Below are 22810 nucleotides of genomic sequence, written 5' to 3' on the forward strand. Positions count from 1 at the left end.
ACCGGCCGCGCCCGAGCTGTGGGACGTCGAGTACGGGTTGCCGGTGCTGCGCGGCGAGGTGGTGGTCGGCGAGTTTGTGTTTCTCGGCGTGCTCCGGCACTACGAGGATCTCGTCGACGGCCCGGCCCGCGGCCTGGTGTTCAGTGCCGCGCACGCGTGGCATTGCATCCGCTATATCGAATCGTCGTTCCTGCATATCAAGGGCGCCCTGGCCGGCCAGTGCTTGACGCTCGATCCGTGGCAGCGGTTCTTTACCGCAGTGCTGATCGGATGGCGCCGGGCCGGGTCGGGCCTGCGCCGCTTTCGCGTTGGTTACGAGGAGGTAGCCCGAAAGAACGGTAAATCGACGTGGAAGGCAGGGCTGGCCGACTACCTGTTCCTGATGGATCGGGAGATCGGCCCCGAGGTGTACACGATCGCGACGACGCGTGAGCAGGCGATGAGCGTTTTTAAACCGGCGCTCGACAACTACAAGCGCCGGCATCGCAAGTCGAAGAAATTCGCCAAGGTCGTGAAGATTTACGACGGAGCGAATCAGGAGCGCATCGCGCTAGGCAGCGGCGTGTTCAAGCCGCTGCCGGCGAACGCGGAATCGCTCGATGGCTTGAACCCGTCGGTTTGTGTCGTCGACGAGCTGCACGCGCATCCGACGCGCGAGGTGTGGGACGTCATGGAATCGGCGTTCGGCTCGCGGTTGCAGCCGTTGTTGCTGGCGATTACGACGGCCGGCTACATCCTCGACGGGATCTGTACCGAGATCCGCGGGTATCTGGTCGCGGTGCTGCGTGGGTTGAAGGTCGACGATGCGTTCTTCGGGTTCATTTTCACGCTCGACGTCGGCGACGATCCGTTCAATCCTGACGTGTGGGTTAAGTCGAACCCGAGCCTCGGGAGCGCGAAGACCCGCGATTACATGGTCGCCCAGGCGACGAAAGCGAAGGATCTGCCGAGCGCGAAGGCGAATTTCTTCACGAAGGATTTGAATGTCTGGGTTAGCTCGGCGCTGACTTGGTTCGACGTGAACGTGTGGGATCGCGGCGGCGAGAAATTCAACGAGCGGCAGCTGCGCGGCCGGCGTTGCTTCGGCAGCCTCGACCTTGCGAGCACGACCGACCTTACCGCGTTCGTGTTGACTTTTCCTCCAATTGATGAGGATGACGAATGGTTCGTTCTGGTCTATTGCTTCGTGCCGCGAGCCAAGGTCGATAGCCAGTCGAAAAGCGATATGGCGCCGTACGCGAAATGGGAGGCCGAGGGCTGGCTCACCGTGACCGACGGCGACGTGCTCGACTTCAAGGTCGTGCGCGACAAGGTGATCGAGGCGCACGAAATATTCGAGCTCGTCGAATGTGGCTTCGACGTGTGGAACGCGACGCACCTCGCTAACGAGCTGATCGAGGCCGGCGTGAACATGGTGCAGGTGCCCCAAAGCGTTGCCGGCCTGTCGCCGGGCGCGAAGTTGCTCGAGCGCCTGGTGTACGGCAAGAAATGGCGTCACGGCGGGAACCCGGTGTATCGCTGGGCGGCGCAGAACGTCGCGCTTTACATCGACGGCAACGAAAACATAAAGCCGGATAAGAAGCGGTCGAGCGGCCGTATTGATCCGATTGTCGCAACCTGCGGCGCGCTGAGCCGCGCGCTGCTGCATGAAACGCCGGACGATCCGTACGCGGAGCGCGGTCTCAGGAGTCTTTGATGCGTGATTTTCTCTTTCGTATCCGGCGCGCGCTGGAGGCGTTGTCGCGCGCACGCAATCCGGTGCGGCTGATCCAGCGTCAGCCGATCGGCGACGACGGCGCGCTCGACGTGGCCGACGGTGACATCGTCGTGGTGCGCTGCGTGGCGCATCCGGCCGAGGAAATGCGGCAGGCGTTGGAGCGTCAGTTTCTCGCGGCGTTTCCGCGGCGCGTGCGCATTCTCGTGCTCGGCCCCGGGATCGACTTCGATGTGCTGACGGCGGCGCCTGCGCGCGAGAGCGGGGAGGCCTGATGGGATTCCTCGCCAAGAGCGCCGCGCCGGGCGTCATCGATTCGTCGCAGGCGCTCGCCGACATGATCGGCTTGTCGTACGAGTCGCTGACCGGCGTGAACGTTTCGGCCGAGACGGCGATGCGGTTCTCGACGGTGTTCTCGTGCGTGCGCGTCATCTCCGAGTCGCTCGGCATGCTGCCTTGCTCGCTGAAGCGCCGCGTCGGCGAGACGCGGAGCAGCGCATCGGACCATCCGGTCGACCGGATTATCCGCGTGGCGGCGAACGAGTTCATGACGTCGGCCGAGTGGAACGAGCTGGTGGGCCTGACGCTCGCTCAGCACGGCAATTTCTACGCGTGGAAAAACGTCGTTCGCGACGAGCTGCGTGAGCTGTTGCCGCTCAATCCAGCGTGCGTTACGCCGAAGCTCGATGCGGGCTGGAACGTGACTTATCAGGTGACATTTCCGTCGGGGGCGACGCGCACGCTCGGTGCGTCCGAGGTTTTGCATATTCGGTTGTTTGCACGCGATGGGCTCACCGGTATCAACCCCATTCAGTACAACCGCGAGACGATCGGCCTAGGCATCGCGGCCGAGCGCCAGGGCGCGCGTTGGTTCAAGCAAGGCACGCGAATTTCCGGGGTGCTGTCGACAGACGGCTCTTTGAAGGATGACGCCTACAAGCGCATTCGCGCTGACTGGGAGCGGACCTACAGCGGCGACGAAAACGCGTGGAAGGTCGCGATCCTCGAGGCCGGGCTGAAATTCCAGCCCGTTGCGATGAGCCCCGCTGATGTGCAGTGGTTGGAGGGGCGAAAGATGCAGCGCTCCGAGATCTGCGGGCTGTACCGCGTGCCGCCGCACAAGATCGGCGACCTGGAGCGCGCGACGTTCACGAACATCGAGCAGCAGAGTCTCGATTTCGTGATCGATTGCATGGTGCCGTACGTGGTGAAGATCGAGCAGCGCTATGCGGCCTCGCTGCTGTCGCCGAAAGACCAGGCCGAGTATTACGCGCACTTCAACCTCAATGCGTTGATGCGAGCGGACATGCAGACGCGGTCGAATTTCTACATGCGCATGCAGCAGTGCGGTGCGCTGAGCTCGAACGAAATCCGCGCGCTCGAGGATCTCAACCCGCGGGAAGGCGGCGACGTGTATCTCACGCCGGTAAACATGGCGGTCAACGGCGGTTCTGGAAAGGAAAAAGGCAATGGCAGTTAAACGAATGGATGTCGGCTTCCAGATCAAGGCCGTCAAGGATACGGGCGAGTTCGAGGGATACGGCTCGGTGTTCGGCGTCGTCGATTCGTATGGCGACGTTGTGCAGCCGGGCGCGTTCACGAAATCGCTCGCGAACTGGGCCGCGAAGGGCCGGCTGCCCGCGATGCTTTGGCAGCACAAGTCGGACGAGCCGATCGGAATCTATACCGCGATGCACGAGGATCAGCGCGGCCTGTACGTCGCTGGTCAGTTGCTGATCGACGACGATCCGACAGCGCGGCGCGCATACGCGCACATGAAGGCGGGTTCGATCTCGGGCCTGTCGATCGGCTATCAGTTGGCCGACGGCGGCTGGTCGTACGACAGCGGGAAGGGCGTGTTTTTGCTGAGCGAGCTGGATTTGTGGGAGGTGTCGCCGGTGACGTTCCCCGCCAACGACGAGGCGCGCGTGCAGACCGTCAAAAGCGCGCTCGCGGCCGGCAGCGTGCCGGATCAGCGGTCGCTCGAGCTGCTGCTGCGCGACATGGGATTCAGTGCGAGCCAGGCCTCCGGCCTGCTCGCGAAAGGGTATGGGGCGCTCGGCGATCGCGTCGAGGTCAGTGGGCTGGCCGATCTGAAGTCGGCGATCGTGGCGCGCGGTAAGGCGCTCGTTTAATTCATAGGGGAAGCATATGGAAGCATTGGTCGAAATCAAGCGGCTCGTTCAGGAGCAGGGCGTCGCGTGGGAAGAATTCAAAAAGCAGAACGACGCCCGCATCGGCAACCTCGAGAAGGGTGGCAGCGGCGCCGACTACGAAGCGAAGCTCGCCAACATCAATACGACGCTCGACGAGCTGAAGTCGGCGCTGAAAGCTGTGGAAACGAAGTCGGGCCGTCTGGAAATGCCGGGCCATCCGGAAACCGACGATCCGGAATACAAGTCGGCCTTCATTGGCTTCGTGCGCAAGGGCGCGAACGAAGACGAGCTGCGCGCGAAATCCGTGAACACCGGCTCGGATGCCGACGGTGGTATTGCCGTGCCGCAGGCGTTCGATCAGTCGATCCTGCAGCTGCTGCAGCGCGAGACGCCGATGCGCGGGGTGGCGAGTCAGATCACGATCAGCACCGACGACTACAAGAAGCTCGTCAATCTCGGCGGCAGTGGCTCGGGCTGGGTGGGCGAGACCGACGAGCGGCCGACGACGGCCAACTCGAAGCTGGCAATGATCTCGTCGTACTTCGGTGAAATCTACGCGAACCCGAACGCAACCCAGCGCGCGCTCGACGATCTGTTCTTCGACGTCGAGGCCTGGGTTTCGTCCGAAGTCGTTCAGGAATTCACGGACAAGGAAAATGCGGCGTACACGGCGGGCGACGGGGTCAAAAAGCCGAAGGGCTTTCTGGCATACCCCAGCAACAACAAGCGCGATGACGCGCGTGACTTCGGCACGCTTCAATTCGTCGGTTCCGGTGCGGCCGCTGCGATCTCCGGCGACGGCCTGCTCGATCTGGTGTACGCGACGAAGAAGGGCTATCGCAAAAACGGGTCGTGGATGCTCAACGGCCTCACGGTTTCGGCGGTCCGCAAGCTGAAGAATGAGCAAGGCGACTATATCTGGCAGCCGAGCCTGCAGGCGGGTGAGCCGGATCAGTTGCTCGGCTATGCCGCGGTCGAGAACGACGATATGCCTGACGTCGCGGCCGGCGCGGTCCCGATCGCCTTCGGCGACTGGAAGCGCGGCTATCAGATCGTCGACCGCGTCGGCGTGCGCGTGTTGCGCGATCCGTATACCAACAAGCCGTTCGTGCAGTTCTATACGACGAAGCGTGTTGGCGGTGGTGTTCTCGACAGCAATGCGCTGAAGCTGATGAAGATCGACGCGGCCGCCGCTGCTGGCGGCGGCGCCTAAGCCAATCGGGCGGCCGGGAGACCGGCCGCCTGCAACGATTCGGGGGAGTCGTGGACAAGCGATATGCAAACCGCGCGCTGAGCATGCCCGATGCGCGAGACCCGCGCGGACGGCTGCCGCGCCCGCGGATGAATGCTGCGGTGGCTCGGCCGGCGCCGGGCGCTCCGCGCGTGCCGGCGCGATTGGTCAAGGGAGGTGGTCGTGATTGATCTCGCCCGCGCGAAATTGCAGTGTCGGGTTGAATCGGCTGATGAGGATGTGCTGCTGCAGGGTTACATCGCGTCGGCCCGCATCGGCCTCGAAGGCTATCTGAAGCGAAAGCTGTACGAGACGGCCGCCGCGCTCGAGGCAGCCGCCGACGGCTCCGGCCTGGTGATGACCGAGGCGCACGACCAGGCGATGCTGCTGCTGATCGGCGAGTGGTACGCCAATCGCGAGCCGACAGTCGGCGCGTTGCCCGCTGCGGTCGCGTGGCTGGTTGAAGGCGACCGCTTTTACACGGTGTGACCATGAAAGCCGGAAAACTTACCGAGCGGGTCGATATCGAGCGCGCCGGCGGCGCTACCAATGAGAATGGCGAGGCATTGCCGGATTCGTGGGTGCTGCATGCGCGCGTGTGGGCGAATGTCGAATTCATCAACGGCGTGAAGCATGTTGTGTCGGGCGCGACGCGTTCGTCGGCGGTGGCCAGCGTGCGCATTCGGTATCGATCGGATATCGACGCCACGATGCGCGTGCGTTACCTCGGGCAGATTTTCGACATCGTTGCCGTGCTGCCGAATCGCGGCGCTGGCCACGTCGATCTGTCCGTCAAGACAGGAGAAAGCTATGTCGGTGCAGGTGATCGGCCTCAGTGACCTGCAGAAAGATTTGCAGAAGCTGGCCAAGTCGCAGACGCGCGCAGTGCTGCGCAAGGCGACGGTGGCCGGTGCGAAGGTGCTCGCGGCCGGCGCTCGAAAGCGTGCTCCGAAAGAGACCGGGAAGCTGCGCAAGAACATCAAGGCGGCAGCGCTGAAGCAGAAGGATGCTCCGGGTTTGGCGGTCGCGGGCGTGCGCGTGAGCACGAAGGGCGGTGCCGATTCGCCCACGAATGCGTTCTATTGGCGTTTCGTCGAACTCGGCACGCGCTATAGCCGAGCCGAGCCGTTCATCCGGCCTGCATTCGACCAGGGCATCGGCGAGGCCGAGTCGGCGGTTCGTACCGAGATCGCGCGCGCGATCGACAAAATTACAGGGGGCTTCGGTTGAGCACGGTCGTTATTCGCGATGTGCTGGCCGGCCTGGCCGGCGGCAAGGGTTTCATCGGCCTTGCTCCGGCAGGGACGGCGGCGCCGTATTTCGTCGTAAGCCTCGTGAGCGGCGACCGCGAGATGGCGCTCGGCGGTTTGACTGGTGGTCGGTCTGGTTCGTACCAGGTGGATTTCTACGCCGCAACGTACGCGGCGGCCGATTCGATGGCCGATCAGGCTTGCGATTTGATGGGAGCGGCGACGGCGCAGTTTTCGCTCGGCGCCGTGACGGATCTGCCCGACGACTATTCGAGCGTCGACAAGACGTTCCGCGTCAGTCTGGAATTTGGCGTGCAGTTCTGACGCCGCTGTTTCGTGTTGAATTTTCGCCCGCTTCGCGCGGGCATTTTTATTTGGAGGATCTATGGCCGGTAAAAGCAAGCGCATCAAGTCGCAGGGGCTGAAGCTCGAAATCTCGAGCTTGCCGAGCGAGGATCTCGACGCCCAAGGGCTGGTGTTCGTCGACCTGAGCACGTCGGGCAAGCAGGTTTCGTTTCAGGGCGGCCAGTCCGACGAAATCGACACGACTACGTTCGCCAGTGACGAGAAGGAATTCGAGCTCGGCCTCGGCGATCCGGGCGAGCTGTCGATCGAGGGCAACTACAAGCCGAGCGACGCTGGCCAGGCGGTGCTGCTCGCAGCGCACACGAGCAAGGCGAAGTACGTGATCCGCGTGTCGTTCGCCGACGAGGATTCGACGAAGTTCCTCGTGGTCGGCATGGTGCGTCAGTACCAATGGCAGGCGGCCGTCAACGGCGTCGTGTCGTCGACGTACAGCCTGCGGCTGAGCGGCGGTTCGAAGATCGTCACGACGCCGGCCGCGGGCTAATCGACGTCACCCACCATTCACCAGGAAATCATCATGACAACCCCGATCGCAATGGCGACCGCCGCGGCGCTGCGCGCTGCAATCCTCGATCCGCTCGTCGGCTGGCCCGTCGAAGTGATGGACGTGCCCGAATGGGGCGGCCCGATAACGGTCCGCTCGCCGTCGAAAGACGATAAGGATTTCTGGCTGGGCGAGCTGACTGCGCTGGCTGATGTCCAGCCCGAGGACGACGTCGATACGCGGACTCGCAAGTTTCTCTCGGTGCCGGAAGCCGAACACGTCAAATCGCACGCTCGTTTGTTCGTGCGCGTCGCGTTCTACCGTGACGAAGACGGCCGTGGCAAGCGGCTGCTCTCGGATATCGACGTCGGCGACGTGGCCGCAACGTTCGGGCCGATTCACGAGCGCGTCGTCGCGAAGGCGATCGAGATCGGCAAGCTGAACGTCGATCCGATCGAAGACGGAAAAAACGTGCCCGCCGAAACCCAACCCTCCGCCTAGAAATGGCGCTCGCGCTCCGGCTCGGCCGCACGTTGGCCGAGCTGCGCGCGCAGATGACAGCCGAAGAATTCAGCCTCTGGCAGTGGTTCGACTCGGAATCGCCGATCTCGGACGATCGAGGCGATTTCCTTGCGGCGATGATGGCGTCGTCGGCTTTCCAGGCGCAGGGCGGCAAGGTGAAGCTGTCCGATATGCTGCCGAACTGGAGCGGCGAACCGGCCGTCGATGTTGGCGAAGCCGAGGACGAGAGCGAGGGCGAGGCGGGGGATATGGAGGGCGGCGGTTCGTTTAAATCCGTACTCCTAAGTATGGCGAAGTAGGCGGAAAATATGGCAACCAGTCTGCGGGAATTAGTCGTCGCCGTGACGGCGAACACGTCGGCGTTCGATGCGCGCATGCGTGCGATGGTGTCGTCGTCGGGTTCGTATTTCGGTGCGGTGGTTGCGGGCGCGCGGACAGTCGACGACGCGCTTGTGGCGAACGCCGCAAGCGTGCAGGTCACGGTGCGCGCGCTGGAGGGCGCGAGCGGCGCCGTGCGCGAATTCGCCGGCGCGGCCGCGGCCGCATTCAGCGTGCACCAGCTGATCGAGTATGCGGACGAATGGACGAACCTGAGCAACCGGCTCAAGATCGTCACGCGTGATCAGGCGGATTTTGCCGTCGCGCAGCAGGCCGTGCTGGATATCGCGCGCGAGACGCGGCAGCCGCTCGACGCGACGGCCGAGCTGTATCAGCGGATCGCGAACAACACGCAGAATCTCGGCCTGACCATTCGGCAGGTCGGGCCTCTGGTGCAGACGATCAGCAAGGCCGTCGCGCTGTCTGGCGTGTCGGCCGACACTGCGCGGCAGGGCATTGTGCAGCTCGGCCAAGCGTTCGCGTCAGGCCAGCTGCGTGGTCAGGATTTGAACAGCGTGCTCGAGGAACTGCCCGCGGTCGCGGACGCGATCGCGCGCGGTATGGGGACGTCGTCGGCTCGCCTGAAAGCGATGGCCGAGGAAGGCAAGCTGACGGTCACGAACCTGGTCGACGCGCTGAATAACGCGGCAAACAGCACGGACGCGCTGTTCGGGAAGCAGGACATTACGGTAGGCCAGTCGATGACACGGCTGCAGACCGAGGTGCTGGCCTACGTCGGTCATGCGAACGAGGCGACCGGCGCGAGCGGCAAGCTGTCGTCGGCGATTCTGTACGTCGCCGACAATCTGTCGGCGATCGTGTCCGTGTCGGCTTCGCTGGCGGCCGGCCGGCTCGGCGTGTATTTCGTGCAGACGTCGGTGGCGGCCGCGACCGCGGCGAAGGCGTGGATTGCCTCACGCGCGGCGCTGGCGGCAGAGACCGTGCAGCAGCGCGATTCCGCTGCTGCTGCGTTGCAGAAGGCCACGGCCGACGCGGAGGCGGCCGCGATGGCGCTGCAGCGCGCGCAGGCGACTGAAGCGGCCACGGCGGCGGAGCTGGCCGGGTTGCGGGCGATGCGCGAAAGCCTCGCGCTGCAAACCGCTTTGACGTCTGGGTCGATCGAGTACACCCAGGCGAAGATCGCCGAGGCCCGGGCGATCGAAGCGGCGGCGGCAGCGCAGGTGGCCACCGCGCGCGGCAACCTGTCGAACAGCCAGGAGATCGGCGCGCGCATCATCGGCACGCCGTACGCGGCTGTCATCGCGCGCGAGACGGTTGCGGCGCAGGCCGAGCTGGAACGATCGGAGGCGGCGCTGTCGCTGGCGCAGCAGCGCCGCGTGGCGCTGGAAGCCGCGCTCAACAAGGGGCAGATCGACCGGCAGCAGTACACGGTTTCGCTGGCGGCGGCAGACAAGGCGCTGGCGGCGGCCGAGCGCGACGTGACGCTTGCCGAGCAGGCGCGCGCGCGCGCCGATACGGCGGCTGCCGCGTCGACGGCGCGGTTGGCTGCGGCGACCGAGGCGGCGGCCGCGTCGCAGGTCGCATTCGCCAGCGCCGGCACGATGGCGCGCTCGATCGGCACCGGGTTGCTCGGCGTGTTCGGTGGCTTGCCAGGCATCCTGGCGACGGTGGCCACGGTGGCGCTCGGTGCGGCCGTCAACTGGCTGGTGTTCCGCGACAACGCGGCAAGCGCTACGTCGAGCATCATCGACATGAAAGCGCCGATCGACGAGATCATCGGCAAGTACCGGCAGCTCACGCCTCTGCTGCAAGAGGCGGAGCGTATGCGCGCGAAGCACTCGCAACAGGACGCGGTGGCCAGTGTGGATTCCGGGTATCGCGGCTTGGCAATGCGCGCTTCCCAGGCCGTTACGCCGGTTGCGTACGACGGCTCGATTCCGCTGGTGTCCGACAGCGACCAGAAGGCGCTGGATCAGTTTCTCGCGGGGCTGGATCGTATCAAGTCCGCCGACATGGGCGTCGACGCTAAGTCGCAGCAGATCAGCGGCCTGATTGCAGCGTTTGTCGGTGCGACGGGTAGCAGCAGCGATCTGCGCGAGGAAATGGTCCGGGCGGCCGGCTCGATCGATACCGCGGCGCTTGCGTCGCAGAAAAGCGCCCAGGCATTCGATGCAATGAGCGCGGCTGCGGGCAACGCGGCCGACGGGATCAAGCTGCTGACCGACGCGAATAATTTCTTCGCGAAGGGCATGGCGGTCGAGGCCTGGGAAAAGTACATCACGAAGATCAAGGAGGAATCCGACGTCGTCGGGCTGTCTGCCCAGGCCAAGGCTGAGTACGAGGCGCGCTCGAAGGGCGCGAACGACGCGCAGGCCAAGCAGGTCGGGCTGCTCGCGGGCCGGGCCGAGTCGTACAAAAAGCTTGAGAAGGCAATCGAGGACAAGGACGGCAAGGCCGCCTCGGGCGCACGCACGAACATCGACAACCTGACGCGTGAGCTGGCGCTCATGAATCAGCAGATGGTCGTGGCCGCGGCGCTGTCGGAATTTCAGGCCGCGATCAACAGCAAGAAATACGACAAATATGGCTTCACGGCTGATGCGGCCGTCGCGGCCGCCGCGGTGCGCGGCAAGAAAGCCTACGACGACACGCTGAAGGAAGCGGCCGATCAGTCGGCGAAGGTGGCGGCGAACGCCGCGGAAAACCCTAAAAAGACGCATGCGCGGGCGGTCACGACGCCCGAGGGCGATCGCACGCTGGAGAACATCCAGCAGCGCATCGCGCAGCTCAAGGTCGAGGCGGTGGCGTCCGACAAGCTGACGCAGTCGGAAAAGGATCTGCTGGCGTTCGATCAGAAGATCACCGATCTGCGCAGCAAGCGCACGGCGCTGACGGCCGCCGACAAGAGCACGCTGCAAAGCGCCGACGCGATCCGGGCCGCGTACACGACGGCGGCGAATCTGGAGCATGAGGTTCGCCAGCGCGAGGCGATCAACAAGCTGAAGGAGCGCAGCGCGCAGCTCGACGCTGAGGTCGCGGATTATTCGAGCGAGCGTGCGCGCGAGGTGCAGCGCTCGCTTGACGCGCTGTCGCAGGGTGACAATGCGCGCGATCTGAACACGTCGATCAGCCGCGTCAGCGACGAATTCCGCCGCCGGCGCGACGAGCTTACGAAGGGCGCCCGTAAGGACGGCACGCTGAACACGCCGGAATACACGGGCGAGATCGCCAAGCTGAACGCGGCCGAGCAGGATCAGGTCGAGCGGGAGCGCGGCTATCTGGCGCAGCGCCTGGCGCTGCAGTCCGATTGGCGCGTCGGTGCGTCGCGTGCGATGGCGCTCTATCAGGAGTCGGCGACAAGCGCGGCGCAGTATGCCGAGGATGCATTCACGAACCTGTTCAAGAGGTCGGAGGATGCGCTCGAATCGTTCGTGACGACCGGTAAGCTCGACTTCAAATCGCTGATCACCAGCATGCTCGCGGATCTCGCGCGCTACGAGGCGCGCGCGGCGATCTCGCAGGGCGCGAGCTGGCTGAGCACGGCGCTTGGCCTAGGCGCGTCGGCGATCAGTTCCAGCGCGCTGATGGGCGGCGCCTCGGTGGCCGGCAATTACGGCGTCGGTCAGAACACGTACGGTTTCACGATCGCGCGAGCGAGCGGCGGGATCGTGCGCGGTGCAGGCACGGCGACGAGCGACAGCATCGACGCGAAGCTGTCCGACGGCGAGTTCGTGGTTCGTGCGGCGGCGGTGCAGCGGCCCGGCGTGCGAGGCCTGCTCGAGCGCATCAACGGGCAAGGCATGGGGGCGGCGGTATCGAGCGGTTTCGCTCGCTTCGCCTCGGGCGGGTTCGTTGGGGGTGGTGGCGCTGCCGGCGCGGCCGGCGGCCTCGCGCTGTCGATCTCGGCTCCGGTCACGGTGCAGAACGGGGCCGGCTCGGGTGGTGCGGCAAACGACGGCCTCGCCGCGCAGTTGCAGTCGATGATCCAGTCGATGATGAAAGCCTTCCTGACCGAGCAGCTTCGGCCAGGTGGCCTACTTTGGAAAATGCAGTACCAGCGTTAATTTTCGGCCCGCCGCGTGCGGGCCTTTTTCATGGGCGCTCGCATGACAGAGACTTTTTCCTGGTCGCCGGCGCTCGGCGGCCAAGGCGATACGACGTGGTCGGTGCGCGAGGCGAAGTTCGGCGACGGCTTTACGCAGCGCGTTGAGGACGGGATCAATAACGAGTCGGATTCGTGGCAGCTCACGTTTCGCGGCCGTCGTGACGTGGTGATGCCGATCCGCGAATTTCTGCGCAAGCATCGCGGCGCGCGTGCGTTTTTCTTCACTCCGCCTGGTGGGGAGCAGGGGCTGTATGTGTGCAAGGCGATGAGCCGGGTTTTCAACACCGCGACCGTCTTCACGATTACGGCCACGTTCGAACAAACTTTTTCTCCGTGAACTATGTCGACTTTTGAGCAAATCAATCTCGGTTCCGACAATGCGGGCACCGGTGGCGATAGCTATCGGGGCGCGAGCGACAAAACGAATCGAAATTTCACGGCGCTCGCGCGCTTGCTGCCCGGCCCGATGGGATACGTGACCGACAACACGCAGTTGGCATTGGCTGACGTGGGAAAGCGTGTGACGCTCATGGTCGAAGCGACAGGCAAGACCGTATGGCTGCCGCTCGCGGGTCAAGCCGGATCTGACGCGACGATCCTCCTCTGGAACCTGCGCAGCGCAGTGACTGTTTCCGGCGCCGGCGCTGATCAGGTGGATATCGGCCAGTTGCAGACGGGAGACTGGGCGGTTTATGTGGCCGATGGCGACAAAATCTGGCACGTCGTGCAGCGTGGTCGGAACGGCTGGAATGAGGTGGTGTCGGGCGACCTTAACGTGCGGGGCGCCGCGTTGCTCGACGGTGAGGTGCGTGTTGCTCAAGCGGCGGCCGAGGGGCGCATCCGTGTCGGGGCCGTCAACGGATACTTCTACGCCCAGCAGGACAGCGTCGGGTACTGGGCTGGTGATGCGGGCAGTTTCCAGTTTGTCTTCGCGGACAAGTCGTTTCGGGTGAGCGGCCATACGGTCTATCACGATGGCAACTTCAACCCGGCCGGGAAGCTCGACAAATCGACAATTAAGCGCATCGGTGTCGGGTACGCAGAAAGCGACGCGATCGTGAACACCGGCGGCGACTCTACCAAGCGCACGCAGATCTTCGGATTCAGCTACACGCAGCCGGCCGGCGGTGCCGGCGCGATGATGCTCACCGCGTTGGTCCGCCCTGCGTGGTTGAGCGGTGCGGTGCCGGTGATCGATATGTCGCTGCGGCTGATCGATACCACGAGCGGCGGCCAGGTGACTGGCCTAGATTGGTCTCAGCAGTTTTCGGCTGCGGAGATGGGCTCTTTCTGGGCGCATGCTCTTTCGATCCCGATCGCGGCCGACGGGTTGGCCCCCGGGCGCGTCTACGAGATTCGCCTCTATGCCGGCAAGAATTCGGACGGTCGATGCCAGCTCGCAATTCTGGGAAGCGGGCTCGCGTTCTAAACGGGGGATTCGATGGGAGTGATTGCGGATGCGCAGCTGCTGCAGCCAGGCGCGGAAGTGTTGCTGTACGAGTTGAATGCGACGGAGATCGGCGGTGACATCGCCTACTTTCACGGCCACCGGCAGGTCGAGCCGATAACGTGGCGCGGCGTCGATTACACCGGTTGGCCGCTTGAGGCGAAGGGCTTCGAGGTATCGGGTTCCGGCACGCAGGCCCAGCCCACGCTGCAGGTGGGGAACCTGGACGGATCGATCTCGGCCTTGTGTGTTGCGCTCGACGACATGGTCGGAGCGATCGTCACGCGCCGGCGCACGCTCGTGACGTATCTCGACGCGGCGAATTTTCCCGACGGAAATCCGAGCGCTGACCCAGGCGAGGAATTCCCGCCAGAGCTTTGGGAGATCGAGCGGAAGTCGCACGAGGATAACGAGTACGTCGAGTTCGAGCTGTCGTCGCCGCTGGATTTTCAGAGCGAGCAGTTGCCCCGCCGGCAGATCATCGCCGGCATGTGCGGCTGGGAATACCGGTCGGCCGAGTGCGGCTACACGGGCGGGCCGTGCGCCGACGAGAACGATGTGCCGACCGCCGATGCCGAAAAGGACCGATGCGGCTTGCGGGTGCGTTCCTGCAAGCGCCGCTTCGGCGAGAACAATGAGCTGCCGTATGGCGGCTTTCCAGCAGCGGGCCTGGTCCGCACCTGATCCATGGAAACGAAAACTCTCAACGCGATTCGCGCTCACGCGATTCGTGCGTATCCGCTCGAGTGTTGCGGGCTGGTGGTGGTCGCGCGCGGCCGCGAGCAGTACGTCGAATGCAGCAATGCCGCGACCGGTGGTGATCACTTCGTGCTGCCGGCGCAGGAATTCGCAGACGCCGAGGATCGCGGCGCGGTGGTGGCGGTGGTGCATTCGCATCCGGACGCGCCGGCTGCCGCATCCGAGGCCGATCAGGCTGCCTGCGAGGCGTCGGGCATCGCGTGGCACATCGTCGAGGTGCGGCGCGACGATAGCGGCGCGGTGGTGGTCGGCGACCTGGTCACGATCGAGCCATGCGGCTTTCAGGTTCCGCTCGTCGGCCGATCGTTCGCGCACGGCGTGCTCGACTGCTACACGCTTGTCCGTGACTGGTGGCGTACCGAGCAGGGCGTCGTGCTGCGCGATTTCGCGCGGCGCGACGAGTGGTGGTGGCAAGGCGGCGATCTGTACATGCAGCACTATCGCGACGCCGGTTTCGAGCCAGTCGCACAGGAGGCCGAGCTGCAGCGCGGCGACGTCATTTTGATGCAGGTGCGTGCGGACGTGCCGAATCACGCCGGCGTTTATCTGGGCGACGGGACGATGCTGCATCACCTGTATGGGCGTCTGTCGAGTCGCGATCCGTATGGCGGTTATTGGCGCGAAATCACGCGCCTCGTTGTGAGGTACGTGCGATGAGCGAGCGAGTTCGAACCATTCGTCTGTACGGCGCGCTCGGCACGCGCTTCGGCCGCGTGCATCGCTACGTCGTGAGCAGCGCGGCCGACGCTGTCCGGGCGCTTTGCATGATGGTGCCGGGCTTCGAGCGCGACCTGGTGTCGAGCCGCGACCGCGGCGTCGGCTACGCGGTGCTGGTCGGCAAGCGTCACCTCGCGCTAGAGCAGCTGGGCCAGCCTGCCGGCGGCGACGATATTCGCATTGCCCCGGTGCTTCAGGGGGCTAAATCCGGCGGCCTGTTCCAGATCCTGATCGGCGCCGCAATGATCGCGGCTTCGTTCATTCCGGGCCTGAACGTCGCGCTTTGGGCCGGGGCATCGGGCTTCTTTCTGGGGACCGGTATCGCGATGGCTGCCGGCGGGATGGCTCAGTTGCTCGCTCCGTCGCCGGAGGGATTGTCGACGAAGGATGCACCGGAGAACACGCCGAGCGCGGTGTTCAATGGTCCGGTCAACACGACGGCGCAGGGCGGCCCGGTGCCGTTGCTCTATGGCGAACTGGAGATCGGATCGGCGGTAGCGTCGGCCGGCATCTATGCGGAAGATCAGATGTAGGGGAAATATGAGCGATATCGTTGGGTACAAAAAAAGCGGCGGCGGCAGCAGCGGCCCGGTAGAGGCCCCGGATTCGGCGCGATCGATCTCCTATGCGCGCGTGCTCGATATTCTCTCCGAGGGAGAGATCGAGGGGCCGGTCAACGGGCTGCAATCGGTTTTCTTCGATGGGACGCCTCTGCAGAATTCCGACGGCTCGTTCAACTTCACGGGCGCGACGGTGGAATTCCGGCCTGGTTCGCAGGACCAGACTTACATCGCGGGTTTTCCGGAGGTCGATAACGACATCGGCGTTAGCGTCGAGCTGAAAGGTGACGCGCCCTACGTGCGTGCAGTGACAAACCTTGATCTGTCGGCGCTGCGCATCCGGATCTCGACGCAGCAATGGCAGAAGGCGGATACGTCGACAGGTAACGTGGGCGGCTATCGCGTCGACTACAGGATCGAGGTCGCAACCGATGGCGGGGCATATCAGGTGATGCTCGTCTCGGCCTTCGATTTCAAGGTGTCGTCGAAATACGAGCGGACGCACCGCATCAACCTGCCGCCGGCGCGTGCCGGCTGGGTGTTGCGGGTCGTGCGGCTAACGCCGAACGCCAACAGCGCGACGGTGGCCGACACGATGACGATCGAATCCGTGACTGAAGTGATCGACGCGAAGCTCCGATATCCAAATTCGGCGCTCGCCGGAATTTCGATCGACGCGTCGCAGTTCAATCGAATTCCGACGCGCTCGTATCGGATGCGAGGCCGCCGCGTTCGCGTGCCGTCGAATTACGATCCGGTGTCGCGCAGCAATGTCGGCGCTTGGGATGGAACGTTCAAGGTCGCGTACACGAATAACCCGGCCTGGGTTTTCTACGATCTGGCGCTGCATCCGCGTTACGGCATGGGGCATCGCATCAACCCGTCGCAGCTCGACCGATACGAGCTGTATCGCATCGGCCAGTACTGCGACGAACTGGTGCCCGACGGGCTTGGCGGACAAGAGCCGCGCATGACTTGCAACCTGTATTTGCAGACGCGCGGCGATGCGACGAAGGTATTGAACGATCTGGCCAGCGTGTTCCGTGGCATGACCTACTGGGCGCAGTCGCAGATTTGGGCGGTGGCGGACATGCCTGCCGACCCGGTTTACACGTACACGGCCGGCAACGTGATCGGCGGGAAATTCGTGCGGCAAGGCACCAGCCGGAAAACACGCTACACCGTGGCGCTGGTTTCGTGGTGCGATCCGTCGAATCACTTTCAGCAGGTGGTCGAGCCGGTCGAAGATAGGCAGGGCAAGCTGCGGTATGGCGTGCGCACCACGGAGCTGACCGCGATCGGTTGCACGTCGCGCGGCCAGGCTATCCGCGTCGGCAAGCACGCGCTGCTGACGTCGAAGCTAGAAACTCAGGAGGTGGCGTTCTCGGTCGGCCTCGACGGCGTGTTCGCGCGGCCTGGCCAGATCGTGCGCATCGCGGATTCGGCGCTGGCTGGGCGGCCAATCAGCGGCCGTATTCATGCGGTTGATGGGCGGACGATCACGGTGGATCGTGATCCGGCCGTGAAGCGCGGCGACACGCTGATCGTGAACCTGCCGAGCGGCCGCAATGAGGCGCGCATCGTGTCCGCCGTGGTCGGGCGGGCGGTGACGGTGTCGGCAGACTGGACGATTTCGCCGGTCGCCGAGGCGGTGTGGGCGGTCGACGCGGACGATCTGGCTATCCCGACCTATCGGATTGTTTCGGTGGCCGAGCGTCGCGACGAAAAGACGTTTCAGTTCGATATCACGGCGGTGCAGCACGAGCCGGGGAAATTCGACAACGTCGATTTCGGCACGACAATCGAGGCCCGGCCAATTACGGTTACGCCGCCATCGGTGCAGCCGCCGCCGAGCAACGTTCGTTTGTCCTCGTATTCACGCATTGATCAGGGCATCGCAGTCACCTCGATGGTCGTTGCCTGGGACGCGGTGCAGGGCGCGGTGCGTTACGAGGTGTGGTGGCGTCGCGATAACGGCGACTGGATTCTCGCCGGCCGGACGGGCGCGGGCAGCATCGAGGTGGAGGGGATTTACGCGGGACAGTACGTCGCGCGTGTGATCGCCTACAACGCACTCAACCTACCGTCGCTGCCCGCCGTGAGCGTGGCCACGCAACTGCAGGGAAAGACCACACCGCCGCCGGTGGTGACGTTCCTGCGCACGGTGGAAAAGCTGTTCGGCATCGGTATCGAATGGGGCTTCCCGAACGGCGCCGAGGACACGCAGCGCACCGAGGTTTGGTACAGCGAGGTCAATGATCGGACGCGCGCGCAGCGGCTCGGAGATTTCCCGTATCCGCAAAACGCGTACACCATGCCCGGCCTCGCGGCTGGCGTGCAGTTCTTTTTCTGGGTGCGCCTGGTTGATCGGTCTGGCAACGTTGGCGCGTGGTTTCCGGAAAACGATGGCGTCATGGGCAAGTCCGGATCTGATGCGGGGCCAATCCTCGAGTACATCCGCGGTCTGATCGATAAGGATTCGCTGGCCAAGGAACTGCTCGCACCGATCGAGCAGATTCCGGATATCGCTAAGCAGGCGAGCGATGCCGCGGCGGAGATCGTGGACGAGGTGAGGAACCGCACCGACGCGCTGAAGAGCGAGGCAGATGCGCGTATTGCTGGGTTGCGGGAAAGCGCCGACGCGCTGGCTGAGGAGGCACGGGAACGCGGCGCCGCGGTGTCGGCGGAGAGCGAAGCTCGGCAGTCCGCTGATGAGTCGCTGGGCCGACGGATCGATATGGTGTCGGCTGCTGCTGGTGATGCTGCGGCTGCCATTCAGGAGGAGGCCGAGGCGCGTGTAGCGGCTGACGCGGCGACGGCTCGACGTGTCGAAACCATCGAGGCGAAGTGGTCGCCGGCGCTTGCCGGCGATGCCTCTGGCCTCGCTGGTGACGATTCGAAGCTGGTCGGCGTGTATACCGAGCGTGATGCAATGGCCGATGCTGTTTCGGCAGTCGGCCGGCGTGTCGATGCGGTAACGGCGACGGTCGGCAAGACGTCGGCCTTTTTGACGTCGGAGCAAACCGCACGCGTCAATGCGGATGGTGCTCTTGGGCAGCGCATCGACGTGTTGAAGGTCGCGGCCGGCGACAACGCTGCGGCGATCACGGCCGAGGCTACTGCGCGGGCCAGCGCTGATGCTGCGACGGCGAAGCGTGTGGACGGCGTCGAGGCGAAGTGGTCGCCGGCGCTGGCCGGCGATGCGGTGGGCCTGGCTGGCGACGCGTCGAGGCTGGTCGGCGTGTATACCGAGCGCGATGCGATGGCCGATGCGGTTTCGGCTGTTGGTCGACGCGTCGATACGGTCTCGGCAGCGGTGGGTAAAGCGTCGGCGCTTTTAACGTCGGAGCAAACCGCGCGCGTCAACGCGGACGGTGCGCTCGGGCAGCGCGTCGACATCGTCGCGGCGTCCGTGAAGGACAACGCAGCGGCGATCACGGCGGAGACGACGGCGCGCGCTGACGCGGTGTCGGCGCTTGGCCAGCAGATCACGACGGTGCAGGGCCAGGTCGGCGACATGCGCGGCACCGTGCAGCAGAACACGCAGGCGATCGCCGATCAGGCGTCGGCGACGGCGCGTCAGATCTCGGACGTGCAATCGCGGATCGGCAGCACGAACGCGTCGGTGCAGGAGGTTTCGCAGTCGGTCACGACACTTGACGGTCAGGTGTCGGCTTCGCACCAGATCAAAACTCAGGTAACCGCGGGTGGTCACACGGTCATGGCCGGGATTACAACCGGCGTGTCTGGCGACGGCGAGACGATCGAATCCCGGGTGCTAGTCGACGCTTCGATGTTTGCGGTTATCGACTCCAGCACCGATGTGCTCGGCACGCCGTTCGTAATCAAAAACGGCCAGGTCTTTATCTCGCAGGCATTTATTGATGCGGGCTGGTTGACCACTGCGATGGTCGGGAATTACATCGAGTCGGATAACTATGTGGCCGGTCGGCAAGGGTGGCGAATCGATAGGGGAGGCACGTTCGAGATGAACGGGACGAATGGTGGCGGGCGCGCGACGTTGACCAGCGATGGCTACTACGTGTTCGACACGAGCGGCGTTAATCGTGTGCAGCTCGGGAGGTTGTCGTGACGACATACGGGCTGCGGCTTTTCGATGCAGGCGGAAATGTTGTGCTCGAAATCAGTGATCGGATAACGCGGTTCGGTGGGCAGATCGATACCGGCACGACGAATGGATCGTTCGCTGTCCCGATGTTTTCGACGGGCGATCCTTGGATTCACGTACGGGATAGTGACCCTATCAGTTCGACCGTCGCCCCGACAGTAATTAAAAACGGGAATGTGATTTCGTGGAGTTTTGAAGCATCCACATATCCAAAGCGTTCCGTGCGTGTTTTGTTCGGAGTGTATTGATGGCCGATTTCGGATTAAAGGTGGTCAATTCATCGGGGTTCATCCAGATCGATAGCACGTACAAAAATCTTGGTCTTCGAACGAAGGGGATTGCTACATCAGGCGGCTCTCCAGTCGGTGACGTTGGCTGGTATTACGCGACGGTCACGATCTCTGCGGGGGTGGGGCCGGTCATTGCCTTCCGGTCGAGCGGGAAAAGCTACTTGCGCTACTCAACGGTGAGCGGCGGCACGATCACGTACTACTTTCACTGCCAAGGTTCAGGGGTGCTGGTGTGGTACTGGGTCTTCGACGATCCGAGCCTTGCCACGCTCTCCGGAACCTACGGTCTCCGCGTGAGAGATGGATCTGGCGCAATTGCTTTCGACTCCAGGACCAGCTATATGCGCGTAATTGACGCCATCACTGGTGCCGGTGCGCCGGGCAGTGATCCGATAGAGGGGGGATTCACTCGCGGCTATTCTGGGGTGCCCGCGGTTGTGCAGGGGCAACTGCGTTATCAGGTGATTAACACGCTCGTGGGCGGACAACCTCCGAACGCGACAACGATTCAAAGCCTGCTGGCAGCTGCGGTTTCTTTCCCGGGGGTAAGTGTTGCATGGCGGCAAGAGAATCCAGCCTCCGCGACTTTCAGTCGGCAGCAAAATGTTGATCCCCCAATCAGCCATCTTGCGTACGACTATCTCGTGCTCGATGTGTCCAATATGTGAGGGAATTTTATGTCTTTGGAGAATAAAAATGTTGGGGCGGGCGACGCAGTCGCCGAGGAGCTTACGCCGATCGCGACCGCGCCCAGTGTACCGAGCGCGCCGAGCGCACCGGTCGCTGCAGCGCCGGGCGAACTGCGCAAGTACGTGATCGCCGATGCGCAGGGCCGGATCGTGGTGTCGGGATCTGTTCCGGCCGACAGCACGGCGCTCGATCCGGTGCTGCTCGGCGGCCGGACTGTGTTCGGTGCCGGCTCGGCCGATAGCGATTATGTGACAGCGGCCGGCGAGATCGCCGTGCGCCCGGGCAACCCGGCGGTGCTGGATGGCCTGGTGCTCGGCAGCCTGCCGGTGCCGTGCGAGATCGTGGTCGATGGCGAGGTGTACCAGTGCGCCGACGTTGACTGCGAGCTGGAATTCGAAAACGCGGGAACGTACTCGGTGACGGTGCGCGCGTTTCCCTGTCTCGACAAGAACTTCAACGTGGAGGTGAAAGCAAATGAAGCTGCTGCACAAAGCTAGTCCGGTGCCGGCCGCGCCGGTGGTGCTGACGGTCGATCAGAAATTGTCGGCCGTCGCCAGCGCGCTCGCGGCGTTGCGCGCGGCCGGCACCGTGTTTCCTGCGGATGTCGTCGCCTGGCTCGACAGCGAGCAGGTGGCCGCGGCGCTGGAGGCGCAATAACGAAATCGGCACACAAAGCCGAATGAAGTGCGGATGCCGCCCACCAGGGCGGCGTTTTCGTTTACGGGGGATAGATGAGGGTGACTCCGGTGGAGGCTGCCAGCTACGCGGGCAGCGCAGTGTCGATGGGCGCGGGTATGACCTTCGACCATTTCGGCGTGGCCGTGGGGATCGTGACCGCGATCCTGACGGCGGTGATCAATGCAATCTACGTGTACCGCAAGGACAAGCGCGAGGAGCGCGAATCGAACGCGCGGCTGCACGAAATCGAGGAAAAGCACTATGGCGGGTAAAAAAACGCTGGTGGGTGTGGTGGGGGCTGCTGCGGCAGCCCTTTTGATTTCTATCGTTCCGGGCTTTGAGGGAACGCGCCTGGTTGGCTACATCGATCCGGTCGGTATCCCGACGAAGTGCATGGGAGATACGCACGACGTTGTCGTCGGGAAGCGCTACAGCGACGCCGAATGCCGCGCGTCGCTCGAGGCGCAACTGGTCGCGCATTCGGAGCCGGTGCTGCGGTGTACGCCCGGCCTCGCCGGCCATCCGTTCCAACTCGCGGCGGCCGTGAGCTTCGCCTACAACGTCGGCGCCGGAGCGTATTGCGGCAGTGCCGTCGCGCAGCGATTCAACGCGGGTAACTGGCCGGCGGCGTGCCGTGCCATGAACGAGACCGACGACGGAAAGCCGCGCTGGGTATTCGCAAATTGCCGGAAGGTACGTGATCCGAAAACCGGCGAACTGAAAACCGTATGCGACACGCTGCCGGGCCTAGTGAAGCGCCGGGCTGCGGAACGCTCGCTCTGCGAACGGGGGCTCTGATGGGTAACGCGTGGATTGGATACCTCATCGTCGCCGCGCTCGCCGGCGTGGCCGGCGCCTTCGGTGCGCATGTTGTCGACGGGCGCGAGCTGGCCGTCGAGCGCGCCGGCCGCGCCGACGACGCGCGGCTGCACGCGGAGCAACTGCAGGCGATGTCGCATGCGGCGCTCGACGCCGAGCAGCGCGCGATCGACGAGCACAACAAGGCGGCGGCCGAGATCGCGGCCGCCGACAAGCAACGAACCGAAGAAAGGATCAAGCATGAAAACGAGAGTCGCGATTATCGCGCTGCTTTGCGCTCGGGTACTGAGCGGCTGCGCATCGCCGTCGCAAGCTGTACCGCCGTCGGTGGCGGTGGTGTCGACGTGCCCAGCGCTGCCGGCGCCACCGGCGTGGGCGATGGTGCGGCCGCCTACGCTGACGTCGACCCAGCGACTGCGGAACGCATTTTCTCCGTCGCAGGAGACGACGAAAACGAAATCGACAAACTGAAGATGTTGCAGGACTACGTCTGTAAGGTTCGCTCCGAAACGGCGGCCTGCGGCGAGCAGTAAAGAACAGGGCGGCCGATCAGC

Annotated in this window: 25 protein-coding genes; all 25 read left to right on the forward strand. The window is 64.2% G+C overall.

Annotation, left to right across the window (positions count from 1 at the left end; all coding sequences use genetic code 11):
- Positions 1 to 43: 43 nt before the first annotated feature.
- Positions 44 to 1696 (forward strand): terminase large subunit, encoded by a 1653-nt coding sequence (locus AB4851_RS20740; protein ID WP_414451903.1) that lies wholly within the window; start codon positions 44 to 46, stop codon positions 1694 to 1696.
- On the forward strand, positions 1696 to 1989 hold the full coding sequence (locus AB4851_RS20745; RefSeq protein ID WP_414451284.1) for a hypothetical protein: 294 nt from the start codon (positions 1696 to 1698) through the stop codon (positions 1987 to 1989). Before AB4851_RS20740 ends, AB4851_RS20745 begins: the two co-directional genes overlap by 1 nt.
- A complete protein-coding gene (locus AB4851_RS20750) occupies positions 1989 to 3194 on the forward strand; it encodes a phage portal protein (protein ID WP_414451285.1) in 1206 nt (401 codons plus the stop codon). Before AB4851_RS20745 ends, AB4851_RS20750 begins: the two co-directional genes overlap by 1 nt.
- Positions 3184 to 3849 (forward strand): HK97 family phage prohead protease, encoded by a 666-nt coding sequence (locus tag AB4851_RS20755; RefSeq protein ID WP_414451286.1) that lies wholly within the window; start codon positions 3184 to 3186, stop codon positions 3847 to 3849. Before AB4851_RS20750 ends, AB4851_RS20755 begins: the two co-directional genes overlap by 11 nt.
- Before the next feature lie 16 nt (positions 3850 to 3865).
- Positions 3866 to 5083 carry a phage major capsid protein gene (locus AB4851_RS20760; RefSeq protein ID WP_414451287.1) on the forward strand — a complete coding sequence of 406 codons (1218 nt, stop codon included), beginning with the start codon at positions 3866 to 3868 and terminating at the stop codon, positions 5081 to 5083.
- Positions 5084 to 5215: 132 nt separating this feature from the next.
- On the forward strand, positions 5216 to 5590 hold the full coding sequence (locus AB4851_RS20765; RefSeq protein ID WP_414451288.1) for a head-tail connector protein: 375 nt from the start codon (positions 5216 to 5218) through the stop codon (positions 5588 to 5590).
- Positions 5591 to 5592: 2 nt separating this feature from the next.
- A complete protein-coding gene (locus AB4851_RS20770; protein ID WP_414440460.1) occupies positions 5593 to 5940 on the forward strand; it encodes a phage head closure protein in 348 nt (115 codons plus the stop codon).
- Positions 5912 to 6331 (forward strand): HK97-gp10 family putative phage morphogenesis protein, encoded by a 420-nt coding sequence (locus tag AB4851_RS20775; RefSeq protein ID WP_414440459.1) that lies wholly within the window; start codon positions 5912 to 5914, stop codon positions 6329 to 6331. The genes AB4851_RS20770 and AB4851_RS20775 overlap by 29 nt, the downstream gene beginning before the upstream one ends.
- Complete coding sequence (locus tag AB4851_RS20780) at positions 6328 to 6675, forward strand: hypothetical protein (RefSeq protein WP_414451289.1); 348 nt, start codon at positions 6328 to 6330, stop codon at positions 6673 to 6675. Before AB4851_RS20775 ends, AB4851_RS20780 begins: the two co-directional genes overlap by 4 nt.
- 61 nt (positions 6676 to 6736) lie before the next feature.
- Positions 6737 to 7201 carry a phage tail protein gene (locus AB4851_RS20785; RefSeq protein WP_414440457.1) on the forward strand — a complete coding sequence of 155 codons (465 nt, stop codon included), beginning with the start codon at positions 6737 to 6739 and terminating at the stop codon, positions 7199 to 7201.
- Between the two features lie 51 nt (positions 7202 to 7252).
- The gene (locus AB4851_RS20790) at positions 7253 to 7702 is read left to right on the forward strand and encodes a phage tail assembly chaperone (RefSeq protein ID WP_414451290.1); all 450 of its coding nucleotides are present in this window, start codon (positions 7253 to 7255) and stop codon (positions 7700 to 7702) included.
- Positions 7703 to 7704: 2 nt separating this feature from the next.
- Positions 7705 to 8022, forward strand: coding sequence for a DUF4035 domain-containing protein (locus AB4851_RS20795; protein WP_414440455.1), 318 nt, complete (start codon positions 7705 to 7707; stop codon positions 8020 to 8022).
- Between the two features lie 9 nt (positions 8023 to 8031).
- Positions 8032 to 12126, forward strand: a complete 4095-nt coding sequence (locus AB4851_RS20800) for a tape measure protein (RefSeq protein WP_414451291.1) — start codon at positions 8032 to 8034, stop codon at positions 12124 to 12126.
- Positions 12127 to 12168: 42 nt separating this feature from the next.
- Positions 12169 to 12504: a phage tail protein gene (locus tag AB4851_RS20805; RefSeq protein ID WP_414451292.1), complete on the forward strand. Its 336-nt coding sequence runs from the start codon at positions 12169 to 12171 to the stop codon at positions 12502 to 12504.
- Between the two features lie 3 nt (positions 12505 to 12507).
- Complete coding sequence (locus AB4851_RS20810) at positions 12508 to 13596, forward strand: hypothetical protein (RefSeq protein ID WP_414451293.1); 1089 nt, start codon at positions 12508 to 12510, stop codon at positions 13594 to 13596.
- 12 nt (positions 13597 to 13608) lie between these two features.
- A complete protein-coding gene (locus AB4851_RS20815) occupies positions 13609 to 14298 on the forward strand; it encodes a phage minor tail protein L (RefSeq protein WP_414451294.1) in 690 nt (229 codons plus the stop codon).
- Between the two features lie 3 nt (positions 14299 to 14301).
- The gene (locus AB4851_RS20820; RefSeq protein ID WP_414451295.1) at positions 14302 to 15030 is read left to right on the forward strand and encodes a C40 family peptidase; all 729 of its coding nucleotides are present in this window, start codon (positions 14302 to 14304) and stop codon (positions 15028 to 15030) included.
- A complete protein-coding gene (locus AB4851_RS20825; protein WP_414440449.1) occupies positions 15027 to 15623 on the forward strand; it encodes a tail assembly protein in 597 nt (198 codons plus the stop codon). Before AB4851_RS20820 ends, AB4851_RS20825 begins: the two co-directional genes overlap by 4 nt.
- 7 nt (positions 15624 to 15630) lie before the next feature.
- Positions 15631 to 19743 carry a DUF1983 domain-containing protein gene (locus AB4851_RS20830; RefSeq protein WP_414451296.1) on the forward strand — a complete coding sequence of 1371 codons (4113 nt, stop codon included), beginning with the start codon at positions 15631 to 15633 and terminating at the stop codon, positions 19741 to 19743.
- Positions 19744 to 20026: 283 nt separating this feature from the next.
- The gene (locus tag AB4851_RS20835; RefSeq protein ID WP_414451297.1) at positions 20027 to 20737 is read left to right on the forward strand and encodes a hypothetical protein; all 711 of its coding nucleotides are present in this window, start codon (positions 20027 to 20029) and stop codon (positions 20735 to 20737) included.
- Between the two features lie 144 nt (positions 20738 to 20881).
- Positions 20882 to 21256, forward strand: coding sequence for a hypothetical protein (locus AB4851_RS20840; protein ID WP_414451298.1), 375 nt, complete (start codon positions 20882 to 20884; stop codon positions 21254 to 21256).
- A complete protein-coding gene (locus tag AB4851_RS20845; protein ID WP_414451299.1) occupies positions 21234 to 21416 on the forward strand; it encodes a hypothetical protein in 183 nt (60 codons plus the stop codon). The genes AB4851_RS20840 and AB4851_RS20845 overlap by 23 nt, the downstream gene beginning before the upstream one ends.
- 74 nt (positions 21417 to 21490) lie before the next feature.
- Complete coding sequence (locus AB4851_RS20850; RefSeq protein ID WP_414451300.1) at positions 21491 to 21709, forward strand: holin; 219 nt, start codon at positions 21491 to 21493, stop codon at positions 21707 to 21709.
- Complete coding sequence (locus AB4851_RS20855; protein WP_414451301.1) at positions 21699 to 22235, forward strand: lysozyme; 537 nt, start codon at positions 21699 to 21701, stop codon at positions 22233 to 22235. Before AB4851_RS20850 ends, AB4851_RS20855 begins: the two co-directional genes overlap by 11 nt.
- On the forward strand, positions 22235 to 22789 hold the full coding sequence (locus AB4851_RS20860) for a lysis system i-spanin subunit Rz (RefSeq protein ID WP_414451302.1): 555 nt from the start codon (positions 22235 to 22237) through the stop codon (positions 22787 to 22789). The genes AB4851_RS20855 and AB4851_RS20860 overlap by 1 nt, the downstream gene beginning before the upstream one ends.
- Positions 22790 to 22810 lie beyond the last annotated feature (21 nt).

This window comes from Burkholderia sp. 22PA0099, from assembly GCF_047497165.1.
Lineage (GTDB): Bacteria > Pseudomonadota > Gammaproteobacteria > Burkholderiales > Burkholderiaceae > Burkholderia.

Bases quoted from the DNA above. Each gene is read 5' to 3' on its own strand.
- AB4851_RS20745 (WP_414451284.1), top strand. From the start codon at position 1,696: ATGCGTGATTTTCTCTTTCGTATCCGGCGCGCGCTGGAGGCGTTGTCG.
- AB4851_RS20750 (WP_414451285.1), top strand. From the start codon at position 1,989: ATGGGATTCCTCGCCAAGAGCGCCGCGCCGGGCGTCATCGATTCGTCG.
- AB4851_RS20755 (WP_414451286.1), top strand. From the start codon at position 3,184: ATGGCAGTTAAACGAATGGATGTCGGCTTCCAGATCAAGGCCGTCAAG.
- AB4851_RS20760 (WP_414451287.1), top strand. From the start codon at position 3,866: ATGGAAGCATTGGTCGAAATCAAGCGGCTCGTTCAGGAGCAGGGCGTC.
- AB4851_RS20765 (WP_414451288.1), top strand. From the start codon at position 5,216: ATGCTGCGGTGGCTCGGCCGGCGCCGGGCGCTCCGCGCGTGCCGGCGC.
- AB4851_RS20770 (WP_414440460.1), top strand. From the start codon at position 5,593: ATGAAAGCCGGAAAACTTACCGAGCGGGTCGATATCGAGCGCGCCGGC.
- AB4851_RS20775 (WP_414440459.1), top strand. From the start codon at position 5,912: ATGTCGGTGCAGGTGATCGGCCTCAGTGACCTGCAGAAAGATTTGCAG.
- AB4851_RS20785 (WP_414440457.1), top strand. From the start codon at position 6,737: ATGGCCGGTAAAAGCAAGCGCATCAAGTCGCAGGGGCTGAAGCTCGAA.
- AB4851_RS20790 (WP_414451290.1), top strand. From the start codon at position 7,253: ATGGCGACCGCCGCGGCGCTGCGCGCTGCAATCCTCGATCCGCTCGTC.
- AB4851_RS20795 (WP_414440455.1), top strand. From the start codon at position 7,705: ATGGCGCTCGCGCTCCGGCTCGGCCGCACGTTGGCCGAGCTGCGCGCG.
- AB4851_RS20800 (WP_414451291.1), top strand. From the start codon at position 8,032: ATGGCAACCAGTCTGCGGGAATTAGTCGTCGCCGTGACGGCGAACACG.
- AB4851_RS20805 (WP_414451292.1), top strand. From the start codon at position 12,169: ATGACAGAGACTTTTTCCTGGTCGCCGGCGCTCGGCGGCCAAGGCGAT.
- AB4851_RS20810 (WP_414451293.1), top strand. From the start codon at position 12,508: ATGTCGACTTTTGAGCAAATCAATCTCGGTTCCGACAATGCGGGCACC.
- AB4851_RS20815 (WP_414451294.1), top strand. From the start codon at position 13,609: ATGGGAGTGATTGCGGATGCGCAGCTGCTGCAGCCAGGCGCGGAAGTG.
- AB4851_RS20820 (WP_414451295.1), top strand. From the start codon at position 14,302: ATGGAAACGAAAACTCTCAACGCGATTCGCGCTCACGCGATTCGTGCG.
- AB4851_RS20825 (WP_414440449.1), top strand. From the start codon at position 15,027: ATGAGCGAGCGAGTTCGAACCATTCGTCTGTACGGCGCGCTCGGCACG.
- AB4851_RS20830 (WP_414451296.1), top strand. From the start codon at position 15,631: ATGAGCGATATCGTTGGGTACAAAAAAAGCGGCGGCGGCAGCAGCGGC.
- AB4851_RS20835 (WP_414451297.1), top strand. From the start codon at position 20,027: ATGGCCGATTTCGGATTAAAGGTGGTCAATTCATCGGGGTTCATCCAG.
- AB4851_RS20845 (WP_414451299.1), top strand. From the start codon at position 21,234: ATGAAGCTGCTGCACAAAGCTAGTCCGGTGCCGGCCGCGCCGGTGGTG.
- AB4851_RS20850 (WP_414451300.1), top strand. From the start codon at position 21,491: ATGAGGGTGACTCCGGTGGAGGCTGCCAGCTACGCGGGCAGCGCAGTG.
- AB4851_RS20855 (WP_414451301.1), top strand. From the start codon at position 21,699: ATGGCGGGTAAAAAAACGCTGGTGGGTGTGGTGGGGGCTGCTGCGGCA.
- AB4851_RS20860 (WP_414451302.1), top strand. From the start codon at position 22,235: ATGGGTAACGCGTGGATTGGATACCTCATCGTCGCCGCGCTCGCCGGC.